The organism is uncultured Microbacterium sp. (assembly GCF_947488465.1).
In the GTDB taxonomy this organism is placed as follows: Bacteria; Actinomycetota; Actinomycetes; order Actinomycetales; family Microbacteriaceae; genus Microbacterium.
Genome location: NZ_CANKZA010000002.1, coordinates 212214 through 228360, shown reverse-complemented (window position 1 = coordinate 228360; position 16147 = coordinate 212214). Strand labels below are relative to the sequence as shown.

Sequence of the window (16147 nt, the reverse complement as noted above, 5' to 3'; positions counted from 1 at the left end):
CACCACGTCGCCGACGCCGCGCACGCAGCGTCTGCAACGTGATCCTCGCGTGCGCCCGGCGATCCTCGTGGGCGCGGGCATCCTCGTGGTCGCGGCGCTCATCGTGGTGGCGCTGCTGACCCCCGGGCCGAGCCTCCCCACGCGCGCACAGGACGGCCTGACCCTCTCGATCAGCGTGCTGATCGAATCGCTCCCGTTCGTCGTGCTCGGTGTACTCCTCTCGATCGTCGTGCAGGTGTGGGTGCCGCCCGGCGTCATCGAACGGTGGATGCCGCGGAACGCCTGGGGCCGCCGGGCCGTCCTGTCGCTGCTCGGGATGCTGATCCCGGTCTGCGAGTGCGGCAACGTCCCGTTCGCCCGCGGCCTGCTGATGCGCGGGTTCAGCGTTCCCGAGACCCTCACGTTCCTCATCGCGGCGCCGATCGTGAACCCCATCGTCATCATCACGACACATCAGGCATTCGGTTTCGACGACGGCATCCTCATCGCGCGACTCCTCGGTGGGTACGCGATCGCCAACCTCATCGGCTGGTTGTACAGCCGGCATCCAGACCCGGACGGTCTGCTCACCGACCGCTTCCGCGCGACGTGCGCGATCGCCGACGAGGAGACCGGGGGCAAGGGGCGACGGAGCCTCGCCCAGTTCGTCGTCGAACTCCGCGCCGTCATGCCCGCCCTCGTGATCGGCTCGGCGCTGGCCGGTGCGGTGCAGGTGCTCATTCCGCGGGATGCGTTGCTCGCGATCGGATCGAACCCGGCCCTGTCGATCATCGCCATGATCGCGCTCGCGATGATCGTGTCGATCTGCTCGAACGTCGACTCGTTCTTCGCCCTGTCGTTCGCGTCGACGTTCACTCCCGGGTCGATCGTGGCGTTCCTGCTCGTCGGACCGCTCGTCGACGTAAAGATGCTGGCGCTTCTGCGCACGACGTTCCGCACCAAGGTATTGGTGGGTCTCGTCGTGATCGTCGTCCTGTCCGCGATCGTCATCGGTGGGGCGGTGAACCTCCTTGTCTGAGTCACGCACGTCGCAGTTCGGCGCCCGTCTGCTGGGCGTGGGATTGGCCGCCGCGCTGGCGGCCGTCACGATCGCCCTCACTCTCACGGGCCAACTCGGCCTGTACATCAACCCCGAATCGGCGTGGTTCGCGGTGTCGATGGCCGTCATCGCCCTGCTCGGCGCGGTCGCGAGCTTCGCGCTACCGCTCGGCGCCGAGGAAGACCACGGACACGATCACGGCGAGGCGCACGATCACGCGGCATCCGCGCACCGGCCGCGTGCGGCGGGCGCCATCGCCACCGTCACCGGTGGGGTGCTCGCCACCGGGACTGCGCTGGCGATCGTGCTCACCCCGCCCGCGACCCTCTCGGCCGAGCTCGCGATGTCACGCGACACCGGTGCCGCGCCGCTCTTCCAAGGATCGGACACGATCGCGCTCGCCGCGACGGGCGACACCGCCTCGTTCGGCGTCGGCGAATGGGCAAGCGTCTTCGCGACCGCGACGAACCCGGAAGCGTTCGACGGCGACGAGATCACCGTGACCGGGTTCGTCACGCCCGGCGGTGACGGTTTCGACCTCACCCGGCTGGTCATCACGCACTGTGTGATCGATGCGCAGCCGGCGAGCGTGCCGGTCGCGGTCTCCGGCGCGCCGGACACGGGCACGTGGGTCACCGTGACCGGCACGATCCGGGACATCGACGGACGACTGCAGATCGACGCGGCGTCGGTCGATGTCGTCGATCAGCCGAAGGACCCGTATGAGTATTGATGGCTCGCGGCGCGCTCGCGCGCGGCGGCGTCGGTCGCGCGCCTTCGTCCTGAGCTTCACGGTCGTGATCGGCATCCTCGCGGTCCTCGGCCTGGCGGCCGCGGCGATCTCGGTCGCCCAGGGCCCGCGGGTCACCGGGGTGCAGATCGATCCGGATGCGGCGGTCGCGGCATCCGGTTCGCGCATGATCATCACCACGACACAGTCGCTGCAGGAGGTCGACCCCGAGCAGGTGACGGTGTCCCCGGCCGCGGACTTCACGGTCGACACATCGGGGCGGAGCATCGGCATCCGCTTCGCGCTGCCACTCTGGGACGAGACGGACTACACCGTGACGGTCGCCGGCGTCACCGGGATCGGCGGGGGGCCTGCGGCAACGATCGAGGAGTCGTTCACGACGCCGGGGCTCACGGTGTTCGTCCTGAAGCGGAGCGCGGCCGGCGACACGATCTTCCGCACCGACCTGGTCGGCGATGCGGCGGAGCCGGTGTACACGCACGAGCACATCGAGGATTTCCGGGCCACATCGAGCCATCTGGTGGTCTCCACCGTCGACGACGATGGGCTGTCGCACCTGATCGTCACCGATCTCGACGGCACGGGCGAGCGGGATCTGCCGTTGCCCGGCGACGGCGTCGTATCGAACCTGCAGAGCGCCGACCGGGGAAACCTCGTCGGATACACCTTCACGGATGCGTCGATCAGCGCTGACGGCGGGCGCGAGAGCGCGCTGTTCACGGCATCCCTCAACGCGGCGGAGGCGAGCGAGGCGCCGACCGCGGTCGAGCGGCCGGGTGGCGACTCGCGCGTGGATGATTGGCGCTTCGTGCCGGGCACGGACAGCATCCTCATGCTCACGTTCGACGGCGCGCTCACGCTCGTCTCGTCGGCGGGTGGCGAGCCGGTCGCGCTGGGCAACGCGGTGACGATCGAGGGGATCGCCCGTGGATCGACCGTCGCCGTGGTCCAGCGCGTCGAAGCCCCCGTGGCGATCGATCTCGCGACCGCCGAAGAGAGCCCACTACCGGTGACCGACCCGAGCCTCGGACAGCTCAACGCTCTCACGCCGCTCGCCGACGGGTCGACGCTGCGTGTGCTCGCACAGCTCGACGGGTTCACGGTGACCTCCACCTCGGCGGATGTCGTGGACACGGAGGGCGCGGCGCGGCCGGTGTTCACGGTCGACCCGACCGACACCCTGATGGAGACGTGCGTCTCGCCCAGCGGGCGGTATGCGGCGTTCCTCGTCGCCCCGGATGTCGTCGACAATCCCTACGACGGGTACCTCCTGCCGCTGCCTGAGCGCGTGCAGACCCACATCGTCGCTCTCGAGGACGGAGCCGAGGTGGTCGCGCTCAGCGGATTCGATGTTTCCTGGTGCCAAACCCCGCCGCGCGGATGAGTCGTATGGCCGGTGGTGCGGGTGAGCCCTCGTGGGGCACACGAGGCGACACCACGCCGAATGCCCATACGACTGGTGCGGGTGCGCACCTTGCCCCGGCGACCCGAGCGGACCTGACCGGACTGCCGATCGAGGTCGCTCCCCGCCTGCTCGGCGGCGTGCTCGCGGTGGACACCGGCGGCGTCACGGTGGCGGTGCGGCTGACCGAGGTCGAGGCGTATCACGGCGCGGGAACCGGGCCCGTCCCCGACCCGGGATCGCACGCCCGGAGGGGACCTACCGCGCGCAATGCCACGATGTGGGGCGAACCCGGGCATCTCTACGTGTACCTGAGTCACGGCCTCCACTCGTGCGTCAATGTCGTCTGCGGTCCGGCCGGGGTGGCCGGGGGGATCCTCCTGCGCGCGGGGGAAGTGCGCGAAGGGGTGGATGCCGCCTTCTCCCGGCGCCCGGCCGCGCGCACTGCCCGCGACCTCGCCCGCGGGCCCGGGCGGCTCGGCGCCGCGGTGGGGCTTCGGCACCCGGTGCACGATGGGATCGACGCCGTTTCAGGGGAGCCCTGTGCCGGCGCCGTCGCGCGGTTGTGGCTGCCGCCGCATCCGCTGCCGGATATTTCCTCCGGCCCCCGTGTGGGCGTTGCCGGTGTCGCGGGGACGGCGGCCTTCCCCTGGCGCTTCTGGGTCGCCGGCGACCCGACGGTGTCGCCCTTCCGATGGGGTCGCGGCGCCGAGGGGGCGGCAATTGCCGTGCTAGACTGACTCTTTGTCTGCGCGCACTCCAGTGCGCAGTTCGCGTCCGCGTGTCGGACGCAGACAAGGGATCTTGGGTGAGGCCGTCCGGTCTCACGGTATAAGGAGTAGAACAATGGCAGCAGTGTGCCAGGTGACCGGGAAGATTCCTGGCTTCGGTCACAGCATCTCGCACTCGCACCGCCGGACGAAGCGCCGCTTCGACCCGAACGTGCAGAAGAAGACGTACTTTGTCCCCTCGCTGGGTCGCAAGATCTCGCTCAACGTCTCGGCTAAGGGCATCAAGGTCATCGACGCCCGCGGCATCGAGTCCGTCGTCAAGGACCTGATCGCGAAGGGTGTGAAGCTCTAATGGCCAAGAAGGCTCAGGACGTACGTCCGATCATCAAGCTGCGCTCGACCGCCGGCACGGGGTACACCTACGTGACGCGCAAGAACCGCCGCAACAACCCCGACCGCATCGTGCTGAAGAAGTACGACCCGGTGATCCGCAAGCACGTCGAATTCCGAGAGGAGCGTTGATCCGTGGCTAAGAAGAGCAAGATCGCGCGCAACAACCAGCGCGAGGTCATCGTCGCTCGCTACGCCGAGAAGCGTGCCGAGCTGAAGAAGACCCTCGTGGACCCGAACGCCACCGATGAGGCCCGCGAGGCCGCTCGCGTCGGCCTGCAGAAGCTCCCGCGCAACGCATCGCCGGTGCGTCTGCGCAACCGCGATGCCATCGACGGTCGCCCCCGTGGCCACCTCTCGAAGTTCGGCATCTCGCGTGTCCGCTTCCGCGACATGGCGCACAAGGGCGAATTGCCCGGCGTGACCAAGTCGAGCTGGTAAGCATCCGCTTCACGAAGGCCCGGATCTCCTCGGAGAGCCGGGCCTTCGGCGTTCCTGGGGGCCAGGCGGTCTCCCCCTGCGCACCTGATTCGGACAAAGTCGCCAGATTCGGATGCCGGAGGGTGCGCGCTGCCGAATCGGGTGACGGCATCCGATTCTGATCGCGGCGGCGTGCGGCGCCGGGTGGGGTGGGAGGTCGGTCGTGGGGAGAAGAGGGGCCACAGGAGGCCACTTTTGTCACGTGAGGCGGCGACACGCCGGGGAAAGATGACCGAATGGGGCGGAAATCCGCGAAATTCCGCGGTTCCTGGGTATATTCGGGGGCGGTCCACCCGACCAAACCGGAGGCTCGCCCCCGGTCCGAAGTAACTAAAGTCGGCACACGCTGTCGGCTGGAGGACAACCCCATGGCTATCACCAAGACCGAGCTCGTTGCCAGCATCGCTTCCGCGACGGGCCAGAGCCAGTCCACCGTCTCCGGCGTTCTGGACGCTCTCTTCTCGTCCGTCTCCGAGGCTGTCGCCAAGGGCGAGAAGGTCACGATCCCCGGCTGGATCGCGTTCGAGCGCGTCGAGACCTCCGCTCGTACGGGCCGCAACCCGCAGACCGGTGAAGAGATCAAGATCGCCGCCGGCCAGCGCGTCAAGGTCACCGCCGGTTCGAAGCTGAAGGCGGCCGTGAAGTAAGTCGAGACGGGTCAATGCCGCGTAGCGGCGTTGAGGCGTCTGCGACTTAGGTTGAGTAGCCGCGCGCATGTGCGCGGCGTATCGAAACCTCTCTCGCAAGACCTCACGAAGGGGGATGCCGGACGGCATCCCCCTTCTGCGTGCGTAGGCTGGTCAGGTGAACTCCCGCGCGCTGCGTCTGGCCGGACCGGCGATCCTCGCCGGGGCGGCCCTGCTCGCGCTCATCGTCGGTTTGGTCTACGGCGGAGGCGCTGCACCCCTCCTGATCGCCGACCCGGGCCCGGTCGTGCGCTGGGGGCTGCCGACCGCGACTCTCGCCGTCAATCTGTCGGCCGCCGGGATGCTGGGATCTCTGGTGCTCGCGCTTTTCGCCCTGCGCTCGGGAACCGAGAGCTTCGATACGGCCCTGGATACGGCATCCGTCTCGGCGGCCCTCTTCACGGTCGCCAGCGCCAGCACCGCCTTCCTCACGTTCGTCAACATCTTCAATGCGACGCCGAGTGCCGACGCCGAGTTCGGTCAGCTCCTCGGGCGCTTCCTGGTCGACACTGAGCCCGGGCGTGCGTGGGCGATCACCACGATCGTCGGCGCCAGCCTCACGGTGCTGACGTTCGCGGTGCGGAGCTGGACGGCAACCCTCGTCGTCGCGGGCCTTGCGGCCGCAGCGCTCATACCGATGGCGACGCAGGGGCACTCGGGCGACGAATCCGGTCACAACACGGCGGTCACGGCCCTGGCCTTGCACATCCTCGCCGCAGCCGTCTGGCTCGGGGGACTTCTGCTGCTCGTGATCGTCCGGCCGAAGCTCAGCCGCGACGAGCTCGCCGACGTCCTCGCGCGGTACTCGAGCATCGCGCTGGCCGCCTTCGTGGTCGTCGCGCTGTCGGGGATCGCACGCGCGGTCGTGGGACTTCTCACCTGGGAGAATCTCCTTTCGGCGTACGGCGTCATTCTCGCCGTCAAGGTCGTCGCCCTCCTCGGCATGGGAGTCCTCGGCGCCTGGTACCGCGGCCGGGTGATCGGACGCATCCGCACCACCGAGACCAGCCACCGGTTCTGGGGGCTGATCGCGCTCGAACTCGCCTTCATGGGCATCGCGAGCGGCGCGGCCGTCGCCCTGGCCCGCACACCCCCGCCCGTCGACACGAGCCTGCCGCCGGTGCCGACGCCCGCCGAAGTCCTGACCGGATCGGTGCTTCCGCCCGAGCTCACGATCACGCAGTGGCTCACGGCGATCGACATCGACGTCCTCTGGGCGTTCGCCGTCGGGTTCGGCCTGTTCTTCTACCTCGTCGGCGCGTGGCGACTCCACCGCCGCGGCGACCGGTGGCCGCTGTACCGCACGATCCTGTGGACATGCGGACTGCTGCTTCTGTTGTGGGTCACGTGCGGCCCCATCAACGCGTACCAGGACTACCTGTTCAGCATGCACATGATGGGGCACATGCTCCTGTCGATGGCGATCCCGATGCTCCTCGTCGCGGGGGCGCCCGTCACTCTCGCGGCGCGCGCGATCGACAAGCGCGCCGACGGCACGCGCGGCGGACGCGAGTGGATCCTCTGGGCGGTGCACACGCCGTTCTCGCGCGTGATCACGCATCCGCTGTTCGCCGCAGCCATGTTCATCGGGTCGCTGTGGATCTTCTACTACACCGACCTCTTCCGCTGGTCGCTGTACGACCACATCGGTCACGAGTGGATGGTCGCGCACTTCCTGATCACCGGATACCTGTTCGTGCAGTCGCTGATCGGCATCGATCCCGTGCCCTACCGCTTGCCCTACCCGTTCCGCCTGCTGATCCTCATCGCGGTGATGGCGATGCACGCGTTCTTCGGCATCGCGATCATGATGAGTTCGGGCCTGTTCGTCGCGGAGTGGTTCGGGTCGATGGGCCGCACGTGGGGCCAGACGCCTCTCGAAGACCAGTACACCGGTGGCGGCGTCGCCTGGTCGATCGGCGAGATCCCGACGCTGATCCTCGCCATGACCGTGGCGATCCAGTGGAGCCGCAACGACGACCGTGCCCAAAAGCGCGCCGACCGCCAGGCCGACCGCACCGGCGAGGCGGAGCTCGGCGAGTACAACGCGCGACTGCAGGCGCTCGCCGACCGTGAGGCGCGCGCCGGGCGCTGACCTCAGTCGGTTCCGGTGACGGTGATGGATGCCGTCCCATCCGGCAGGATCGTGACCTCGCCCGTGAGGAAGAACGGCACGTCCTCGTCGACCGGTGTGATCGAGCCGTCGAAGATCGACTGGATGCCGACCTGGATGTGCGCGGTGGCCTCGGTGCGCTCGATCGTCCAGTTCGCGCCCGAGGGGACCAGGGTGATCGCCGGTTGCTGAGCCATCGTCCAGGTGGGGACGTCGACGATGCGGTTGCGCACCGTGAAGCCGAACGGGCAGCCCGTGGGCTGCAGCACCTGCTGGGTCGCACACGCGTCGAGGAAGGCGTGCACCTGCTCCTGGACGACCGAGATGAATTTCTCGGTGGGCTGGGTCTGCAGGTCGACCGGGATGCCGGCCGCGGGCGTATCGGAGAGCACCGCGACGCCGGGGCTCGACGAGATGGCGGTGTCGATCTCGATGGAGTACAGCCCGGGGGAGAAGACCAGCAAGGCCACCGGGGCGAGCGGATCGGCATCCATCCGTTCCGGCGACACCTGACGCTTGTCGATCTCGAACCCATTGACCTGGAACTGCATCGCGCCGCGCACGGTGAGCTCGATCAGCGCGAGCGGGCTGTCGGTGAAGCGCCACGCGGGCGCGATGCCGAGCCATCCGGCCTGCCGCACGCGGAACGTGCTCTGTCCCTCATAGCTGCCCGCGGTGTACGCCACCGTCACGAGGGTCGTACCGTCGTCGTTTGGGACTTCGCTGATGCCGGTGGCATCGGTCAGCGGTGCGAGCGCGTCGCGGCGGAGGAGCGCGTCGCTCGCACTCGACCAGCGTTCCGCGTCGGCCACCGTCGCCGAGTCGATCGCGACACCCGGGAGGGCGAGCGCATCGGCGGCTTGGCCCCGACCGAGCAGATCGAGGTAGTTCAGGACGAACGCCGTCGGGCTGTAAAGATGCCGGTACATCAGGATGCCGGTGGTCCCGATCGCGCCGGCCAGCAGCACGCCGATCAGCGTCAGGGCGGTGAGGTCGAAGGCGAGGCCACTCCGGCGACGCGACCGGGTGGGCGGCGGAGCCGTGGCATCCACACTGCGCTCCCCGATCACGTCCATGGATTCAGTCTAGGAAAGGCGCCTGATGGTTAGCATGGTGAGGATGAGCACGCCGCCCCTGTCCGCCGAGCAGGAAGCGCTGTTCCGCCTGATCGAGGACACGCGCGAGCACGTGTTCATCACCGGGCGTGCCGGCACGGGCAAGTCCACGCTGCTGCAGCATCTCGCGTGGAACACCGACAAACAGATCGCTGTCTGCGCTCCGACCGGTGTGGCGGCGCTCAACGTCGAAGGGCAGACGATCCACTCGCTGTTCCGGTTGCCGATCGGCCTCATCGCCGACAGCGAGCTCGAGCAGTCCGAGCCGACGCGCAAGATCCTGAACGCGATCGACACGCTCGTCATCGACGAGATCTCGATGGTCAACGCCGACGTCATGGACGGGATCGATCGATCGTTGCGCCAAGCCCGGCGGAAGCGCTCGGAGCCCTTCGGCGGCGTGCAGGTCGTGATGTTCGGCGATCCCTATCAGCTTTCGCCGGTGCCGCCCCGCGGCGATGAACTGCGTTACATCCAGGATCACTACCGCTCGTTCTGGTTCTTCGACGCGCAGGTGTGGGCGGGGCCGTCGGCGGACGGGTCCGCCATCCGCTCGGACGGGTTGCTCGATCTCGGCCGTGTGGGTGCGCCGTTGCACATCCGCGAGCTGCGCGAGATCCACCGTCAAGCCGACGACGGGTTCAAGGCCATGCTCAACGCCGTGCGCCACGGCGTGGTCACGGCCGAGATCGCCGGCGCGCTCAACGCGGCCGGCGCGCGCGTGCCGCCGGAGCCGACGGGCGAGGAGCCCCCGATCATCACGCTGGCCACGCGCAACGACATCGTCAACCGCATCAACCAGCGTCATCTCGATGCGCTTCCGGGGCCGGTGCAGACGGCGCGGGCCGAGATCAGCGGCGATTTCGGGCGAGGCGATGCCGCCCACCCCGCCGATGCGGAGCTGCAGCTCAAGGTCGGCGCCCAGGTGATGTTCCTCCGCAACGACATTGCGGGGTATGGCGGGGACGGACCCCGCTGGGTCAACGGATCGATCGGGACGGTGATCCGAATCGCCGGTGCGTCGGTGCGCGTCGAGCTCGACGGCGAGGAGCATGACGTCGAGCCGGCCGTATGGGAGAGATTCCGCTATGCGTACGACCCGGGATCGCGCAAGCTCACGCGCGACATCGTCGCCGAGTTCACTCAGTTTCCGCTGCGCCTGGCGTGGGCCGTGACGATCCACAAGTCGCAGGGAAAGACCTACGACCGCGCCATCATCGACCTGGGTTCGGGCGCGTTCGCCCCGGGCCAGACCTACGTCGCACTGTCGCGCCTGACTTCCCTCGATGGGCTCTATCTGTCGCGCCCGCTCCGCCCCGCCGACATCCTGGTCGACGCGGATGTCCGCCGCTTCATGGCCGGCGTCCGCGCCGCGGCCGCCCGCTGACCCCGGCATCCCCGCCCGAACTTCCGCGAGACACCGTTGGTGCACCGAGACACGTGCGCACGGCGGGTGTCTCGGTGCAGCGACAGTGTCTCGCGGTCGGAGGAGGAGCGCGCGCGGGGTTAGGCGGCGGTCGGCTTCGCGGCGGCCAGGTCGAGGAACAGATCGGTGTTCAGCTGGTAGGCCAGCAGGACCTCGTCGACCACGCGCTCGCGCTCGGCGGCATCCCAGCCGGCAGCGTCGAGTTGCTCACGGTAGACCTCCTTGAAGGATGCCGGATCCGCGATGTCGGCGAACAGATAGAAGCCGATGCCGTTGGTGTCGAACCCGAACTGGCGCGCCATGAGCTTGCCGATGAAGAGGCCGCCGGACAGGTCTCCGAGGTACCGCGTGTAATGGTGCGCGACGAACCCGCCCGGCCACGTCGCACCGACCTCACGGATGCGGTCGACGTAGCGCACGGTCGTCGGCAGCGGAGCGATCTGCGCGCGCCAATCCGGTCCGATGAGGAAGGCGAGATCGGCCTCGAGCGCCGGCAGGCGCGTGAGCTTGTCGCTGAGGAACGGTGCCGCGATGGGCGATTCCTTCATCCGCTCGGCGGCACCTTCGAGTGCCTCGTAGATGAACCAGTGTTGGGCGACGAGAGCGACATAGTCCTCGCGTGTGCCCTTGCCGCGCATGAGGTCATCCATGAAACCGGCGTGCTCGCTGACGGAGTGCGCGCTGCGGGACCGCTCGCGCAGAGCGGTCGAGAAAGAGATCGTGTCGGTCACGCCACCGACTATAGCGGAGTTAGGTACAGCTAACCTGAAGGTTTTTCATTCGTGCGGCCGCGGCGTGATCCCGAGGCGTGCACAGGCGGCGTCATAGAGCGCCACGATTTCGCGGCGCACCTCGCGCCGCTCGGTGATCGGCCCGCCGGGCCACGGCACCGAGATGACATCTTCGGCACCGTCTGCCGTGATCACATGCCATTGCCCCCGCTCGCCGTCGAACGTCGTCATCTCGGAGTGGACGACATCGGCCAGCGGCGAGAAAGCCCGTGCGATGAGCAGGTTGTCGTCGACGTGGTCGTTGTTCATGTGTCCGAGGACACCCGAGAGTGCTTCGGGCTCGAAAATGTGCGGCATGCGTCCACCCTATTCACGCGGGCGTGGATAGATGATCGGCCCGGTATGCGAAGTGATCTACGCTGGAAGCAACACCATTCGGGGGTGAAAATGCGGCGTTCCCAACTGACGCGCCGGCTGGTCGCGGTCGTCGGCGCAGCCGCATTGCTCTTCGGGGTATCCGCGTGCGCGGCTGATTCCGATATCGAGGTCGAGCTTCCCACGCAGGTGGATGCCGCACTCCCCGACGACACGCAGGCACAACTGCAGGCCGCCATGGACCAAGCAATCGCGGCGACCGGGTCGAGTGGCGCGATCGTCGGCGTGTGGGCGCCGTGGGCGGGGTCCTGGGTCGCGGGGCTGGGTACCTCGACGCCGGGCGGCGAACCGGTGACGCCCGACATGACCTTCAAAGCCGGCTCGATGACGCGGGCCATGACGTGCGATGTGTTGTACGCACTAGTCGACCAGGGCACCGTTTCCCTCGATGATCCGGTCACCGACTGGGTGCGCGGCGTTCCGATGGACAGCGAGATCAGCCTCGGCGAGCTGTGCGACTCTACGGCAGGCCTCGGCTCGTACACCGACCGACTGACCGGGCGGATGCTGGCCAATCCCGCGCGTACCTGGAACGCCCGGGAACTGCTGGCGTACGGGACCGCGCAGGGCATCGGCGGCGAGTCGGGCGCGGCATTCCGTGATTCGGCCACCGGATACCTTCTCCTGGGACTGGCGTTGGAGAACGCCTCCGGCTCATCGGCAGCCGCGCTCTATGAGCAGCACGTCGCACAGCCGCTCGGGCTCACCCGGACGCAGCTGGCGTCCGCGAACACCTCGACCCTCCACGGGCTGCTGTCCGGAGATGTCGACGGCGCGGTCGCGTGTGCGGCACCGACCGACGTGACCGGAGTGTCGCCGTCGGCCGGATTCACCGCGTTCGGGGTGGAAACGGATGTCACCGAGCTCGGACGCTACGTGCAGGCGCTCGCGATCGGGGCGCGATCGTTCGACGTCGACGCGCGTTTCGACAGCCCCCTTCCCGTGGTCGCCGACGGACCGGCATGGTTCACGGCGACGGGTGGCACGTACCAGGCCGGTGACCTCATCGGTCAGTACGGGTCGGTGCCTGGATACCTCACCGCTGCCTTCGCCGACAAGAACACGGGAATGAGCGTCGTGGTGGTGCTCAACAACTCACGCGCCGGTGGCGACATCGCGCGCGTGCTCGCATGGCAACTCGCCGCGATCGCGTCGAAGGCTCCCGCGGCCGCCGGTCAGGCTCTGCCCGAGGCGGGCCTCCCGTGGACGGCGGAGGACATGTCGGCGCAGCTCGTGGGCGCGGCCGTCTGCCCGATTCCGTGATCGCGCGCGCCCGGTCGTGAAGGCGACCGCCCCCGCGGCCGTCGCGCTGGTCGTCGTCGGTCTCGCGTGCCAGGAAGTGGGCGCCTCGCTCGCGTATCTGCTGTTCGACGATGTCGGACCGCTCGGCATGGTCATGCTCCGACTGGTGTTCTCGGCCATCGTGCTGCTGCTGATCGCACGTCCGCGGTTGCGCGGGTACGGGGCCTCCGCCTGGCGCGGTGTGTTGTGGCTCGGTGGCGTGCTCGCGCTCATGAACGGCTTCTTCTACCTCGCGCTCGAGCGCTTGCCGCTGGGCGTTACCGTGACCATCGAGGTGCTCGGGCCCCTCGTCCTTTCGGTCGTCGCCAGCCGTCGCCGCTCGGCGTGGCTCTGGGCAGGGCTCGCTCTGGCCGGCGTCTTCGCGCTCGGCGGGGGTGGCTGGGATCGCCTCGATCCCGTCGGCGTGCTCTTCGCGCTCGGCGCGGCCGCGACCTGGGCGTTCTACATTCTCGCCTCCGCGCGCGTGGGGGCTGCCTTCCCGAAGCTCGACGGGCTGGCGCTCGCGATGCTCGTCGGTGCGGTCGTGTCGCTTCCGTTCGGTGTCATGGATGCGGGGGGCGCACTGTTGCGGCCTGAGATCCTCGGGATCGGAGCGGCTGTCGCCATTCTCAGCTCGACGATCCCGTACGCGCTCGAGCTGATCGCGCTGCGCCGGCTCCCGGCATCCGCATTTGCGATTCTGATGAGCCTGGCGCCGGCGACGGCCGCGCTCGCGGGCTTCGTCCTGCTCGGTCAGTACCTCGCGTGGCTGGAACTCGTGGGGATCGCGCTCGTGATCGCGGCCTCGATCGGTGCCGTCCGCGCGACCGGCCGCGCCGCGCGCGCCGTCAGCGAACCGGTCGGTTGAGCCCCGGGGTGACCGGCAGGAGGAGCGCGTCGAGCAGTAGTCGCATCGCGGCGACCGGATCGCTGTCGTCGGCGAGCCAGCGGATCTGGATGCCCTCCCATCCGCTCACGATCAGCTGCCCGAGACGCTCCGGATCGCCGCCGGTCGTGATCCGCCCCGCCGCGCGATCGAAGGAGATCAGCTCGGCGTAGCTCGCGGTGACCTCGCCGTAGCGGTGCAGCAACCAGGCGTGCGCCTCGTGCTCGGGATGGGTGGCTTCGGCCGAGACGATCGAGAACATCCGGACGAGCTCGCGGCGTGCGAGGTTCCGCTCGACGATGTCGAGGATGCTGGGGATGAAGCCGTCGCGGCGAGAACGGTCGGGAAAGTCCGGGTTCGCGGCATCTTCTTGCTCCAGGACGGCTTCCAGGAGCGCGACCTTCGTGGGGAAGTGGTGCATCAGGGTCGTCAGGCCGAGGTCCAGGTCTTTCGCGATCTGCCGCAGTGACCCGCCGTGGTAGCCGTATGCGGCGAAGACCGCCGTCGCCGACGCGATGATGTCGCTGCGCCGCTCGGCCGTCTTGGCGTACGGGCCGCGGCGGCCGGGATCAGTCATGGCTCGAGGCTAGCGGGTTTCGCTGTAAACCGTGCACCTGCACGTCTTTGGGATAGGCTGAGTCCATGGCAACGGATGCAACGACGTATCAATGGGTGAAGGATGGCGCGCTCGGCGCCGGGAAGATGCGCTACGGCGCGGACTACAACCCGGAGCAATGGCCCCGCGAGGTGTGGGCCGAGGATGTGCGGCTCATGCGCGAAGCGGGCGTGAACATCGTCTCGCTCGGGATCTTCTCGTGGGCGCTCCTCGAGCCACGCGAGGGCGAGTGGGACTTCGATTGGCTCGATGACATCATCGACCTGCTCCACGAGAACGGGATCGACGTCGACCTCGCCACCGCGACCGCGTCGCCGCCCGCGTGGCTGACGACCAAGCATCCCGAGGTCCTGCCGGTCACGGCCGACGGCACGATTCTCTCCCCGGGTGGCCGCCAGCACTGGCGCCCGACGTCGCCGATCTTCCGCGAGTACGCCCTGCGGCTCGTGCGCCAGCTCGCGACCCGCTACGCCGACCACCCCGCGCTCGTCGCGTGGCACATCGGCAATGAGCTCGGGTGCCACAACCTCTACGACTTCTCCGACGACGCCGCGCGCGCCTTCCGTATCTGGCTGCAGGAGCACTACACCTCGCTTGACGCGCTCAACGACGTGTGGGGCACGGCGTTCTGGTCGCAGCACTACAGCGAATGGGACGAGATCCTCCCGCCGCGCGTCGCCGCCGCGCAGCGCAACCCGGGCCAGCAGCTGGACTTCCAGCGATTCTCCTCCGACGCGCAGCGTGATCACCTGCGTGCGGAGGCCGCGGTGCTCGCCGAACTCACCCCCGGTGTGCCGAGGACGACCAACTTCATGGTCGCCCAGAACATCCGCGACATCGACTACCCGTCGTGGACCGGCGACGTCGACTTCGTCTCGAACGACCACTACCTGCGTCCGGGCCCGCGCGGCCGTGACGACCTGTCGTTCTGGGCGAATTTGACCGGAAACATCGCCGAAGGACGGCCGTGGTTGCTCATGGAGCACGCGACGAGCGCCGTCAACTGGCGTGAGATCAACCCGCCCAAGCGGCCCGGCGAGCTCATGCGCGATGCGCTGACCCACGTCGCGCACGGTGCTGACGGTGTCTGCTACTTCCAGTGGCGCCAGTCGCGCGCCGGCGGCGAGCGGTACCACTCGGGCATGGTCCCGCACGCGGGCGCCGACAGTCGGGTGTTCCGTGACGTCGTGGCGCTCGGCGCCGAGCTGCAGGCGATCGCGCCGATGACCGGAGCACACCGCGAGAAGGCGCGTGTTGCCATCGCGTTCGACTACATCTCGTGGTGGGTGAGCGGTCGCGACTCCCACCCGACCGAGCTGCTGCGCTACGACGAAGAGGCACTGAGCTGGTACTTCGCGTTGCTCGATCTCGGCATCCGGGCCGATGTCGTGCCGGTCGACGCGTCGTTCGACGACTACGACGTCGTGATCGCGCCGATGCTCCACGTCGTCACCGACGACCTGCGCGGCCGTCTCGAGCAGATCGTCGCGGACGGTCGTCACCTCATCACGACCTACTTCTCCGGGACGGTCGACGAATACGACCGTGTGTGGCTGGGGGGATACCCCGGGGCACTGCGCGAGCTCGTGGGTCTCACGGTCGAGGAGTTCGTGCCGCTGCTGGCGCCGGAGAAGCTGGCCTCGGGTGCGTCGGCGACGAACTGGAGCGAGCGGATCATCCGCCTCGGCGACGACGTCGAGGTGCTCGACACGTATGCGTCCGGTGACCTGGCGGGGGAGCCCGCCGTGACCCGGCGCCGCGTGGGTGCGGGGTCGGCGACCTATGTGTCGGCCGACCTCGGCGTCGAGGGTGTCACGGGCGTGCTCCGGAGCCTCAGCGACATCGATGCGCTCCGCGGCGACGAGCGGACCGCCGGCGGGAAGCTCGAGATCATCACGCGGGCAGGTGACGGCATCCGGTACGAGTTCTTCGCGAACCGCACCGACGAGGTCGTCACACTCACGCCGACCGGCGCTCGTTTCGGGACGGATGCCGGTGCCCCCGGCGCCACGATCGAGATCCAGCCGCGCGAGGTCGTGATCGTCGCCGAGCCCGCCGCGTAGCG

At 68.7% G+C, this 16147-nt stretch carries 17 protein-coding genes; 13 read left to right on the top strand and 4 right to left on the bottom strand.

Annotated features, from left to right (window positions below; translation table 11 throughout):
- Positions 1–79 precede the first annotated feature (79 nt).
- The 9 genes from Q0653_RS06090 to Q0653_RS06050 all read left to right on the top strand — a co-directional run bounded on the left by Q0653_RS06090 (position 80) and on the right by Q0653_RS06050 (position 7574).
- Positions 80–1018, top strand: a complete 939-nt coding sequence (locus tag Q0653_RS06090) for a permease (protein WP_298943913.1) — start codon at positions 80–82, stop codon at positions 1016–1018.
- Positions 1011–1772, top strand: coding sequence for a TIGR03943 family protein (locus tag Q0653_RS06085; RefSeq protein WP_298943465.1), 762 nt, complete (start codon positions 1011–1013; stop codon positions 1770–1772). Before Q0653_RS06090 ends, Q0653_RS06085 begins: the two co-directional genes overlap by 8 nt.
- Positions 1762–3174, top strand: coding sequence for a hypothetical protein (locus Q0653_RS06080; protein ID WP_298943463.1), 1413 nt, complete (start codon positions 1762–1764; stop codon positions 3172–3174). The genes Q0653_RS06085 and Q0653_RS06080 overlap by 11 nt, the downstream gene beginning before the upstream one ends.
- A 5-nt stretch (positions 3175–3179) precedes the next feature.
- Positions 3180–3932, top strand: coding sequence for a DNA-3-methyladenine glycosylase (locus Q0653_RS06075; RefSeq protein ID WP_298943461.1), 753 nt, complete (start codon positions 3180–3182; stop codon positions 3930–3932).
- Positions 3933–4038: 106 nt separating this feature from the next.
- Positions 4039–4275, top strand: coding sequence for a 50S ribosomal protein L28 (rpmB, locus tag Q0653_RS06070; RefSeq protein ID WP_298741006.1), 237 nt, complete (start codon positions 4039–4041; stop codon positions 4273–4275).
- Positions 4275–4445, top strand: a complete 171-nt coding sequence (gene rpmG / locus Q0653_RS06065; protein WP_005051772.1) for a 50S ribosomal protein L33 — start codon at positions 4275–4277, stop codon at positions 4443–4445. The genes rpmB and rpmG overlap by 1 nt, the downstream gene beginning before the upstream one ends.
- Positions 4446–4448: 3 nt before the next feature.
- A complete protein-coding gene (gene rpsN / locus Q0653_RS06060) occupies positions 4449–4754 on the top strand; it encodes a 30S ribosomal protein S14 (protein WP_261607544.1) in 306 nt (101 codons plus the stop codon).
- 407 nt (positions 4755–5161) lie between these two features.
- Positions 5162–5440: an HU family DNA-binding protein gene (locus Q0653_RS06055; RefSeq protein WP_203190217.1), complete on the top strand. Its 279-nt coding sequence runs from the start codon at positions 5162–5164 to the stop codon at positions 5438–5440.
- A gap of 157 nt (positions 5441–5597) precedes the next feature.
- Positions 5598–7574: a cytochrome c oxidase assembly protein gene (locus tag Q0653_RS06050; protein WP_298740979.1), complete on the top strand. Its 1977-nt coding sequence runs from the start codon at positions 5598–5600 to the stop codon at positions 7572–7574.
- 2 nt (positions 7575–7576) lie between these two features.
- Here Q0653_RS06050 and Q0653_RS06045 read toward each other — a convergent pair whose 3' ends face one another.
- Positions 7577–8668: a hypothetical protein gene (locus Q0653_RS06045; RefSeq protein ID WP_298943457.1), complete on the bottom strand. Its 1092-nt coding sequence runs from the start codon at positions 8666–8668 to the stop codon at positions 7577–7579.
- A 43-nt stretch (positions 8669–8711) separates the two neighbouring features.
- Here Q0653_RS06045 and Q0653_RS06040 point away from each other — a divergent pair, with 43 nt between their 5' ends.
- On the top strand, positions 8712–10094 hold the full coding sequence (locus Q0653_RS06040) for an AAA family ATPase (RefSeq protein ID WP_298740975.1): 1383 nt from the start codon (positions 8712–8714) through the stop codon (positions 10092–10094).
- Between the two features lie 119 nt (positions 10095–10213).
- Here the strand turns inward: Q0653_RS06040 and Q0653_RS06035 are convergent, their stop codons facing one another.
- Both Q0653_RS06035 and Q0653_RS06030 read right to left on the bottom strand, forming a co-directional pair.
- Positions 10214–10864 carry a biliverdin-producing heme oxygenase gene (locus tag Q0653_RS06035; protein ID WP_298943455.1) on the bottom strand — a complete coding sequence of 217 codons (651 nt, stop codon included), beginning with the start codon at positions 10862–10864 and terminating at the stop codon, positions 10214–10216.
- 45 nt (positions 10865–10909) lie between these two features.
- Complete coding sequence (locus tag Q0653_RS06030) at positions 10910–11221, bottom strand: DUF2470 domain-containing protein (RefSeq protein WP_298943453.1); 312 nt, start codon at positions 11219–11221, stop codon at positions 10910–10912.
- Between the two features lie 90 nt (positions 11222–11311).
- On the opposite strand from Q0653_RS06030, the gene Q0653_RS06025 reads away from it, so the two are divergent.
- Together Q0653_RS06025 and Q0653_RS06020 are read left to right on the top strand one after the other, a co-directional pair.
- Complete coding sequence (locus Q0653_RS06025; protein ID WP_298943451.1) at positions 11312–12562, top strand: serine hydrolase domain-containing protein; 1251 nt, start codon at positions 11312–11314, stop codon at positions 12560–12562.
- 16 nt (positions 12563–12578) lie between these two features.
- Positions 12579–13448, top strand: coding sequence for an EamA family transporter (locus tag Q0653_RS06020; RefSeq protein ID WP_298943449.1), 870 nt, complete (start codon positions 12579–12581; stop codon positions 13446–13448).
- Here the strand turns inward: Q0653_RS06020 and Q0653_RS06015 are convergent.
- Positions 13429–14043, bottom strand: coding sequence for a TetR/AcrR family transcriptional regulator (locus Q0653_RS06015; protein ID WP_298943447.1), 615 nt, complete (start codon positions 14041–14043; stop codon positions 13429–13431). The two genes, Q0653_RS06020 and Q0653_RS06015, sit on opposite strands and share 20 nt — an antisense overlap.
- Before the next feature lie 65 nt (positions 14044–14108).
- On the opposite strand from Q0653_RS06015, the gene Q0653_RS06010 reads away from it, so the two are divergent.
- Positions 14109–16145, top strand: a complete 2037-nt coding sequence (locus Q0653_RS06010) for a beta-galactosidase (protein ID WP_298943445.1) — start codon at positions 14109–14111, stop codon at positions 16143–16145.
- Positions 16146–16147 lie beyond the last annotated feature (2 nt).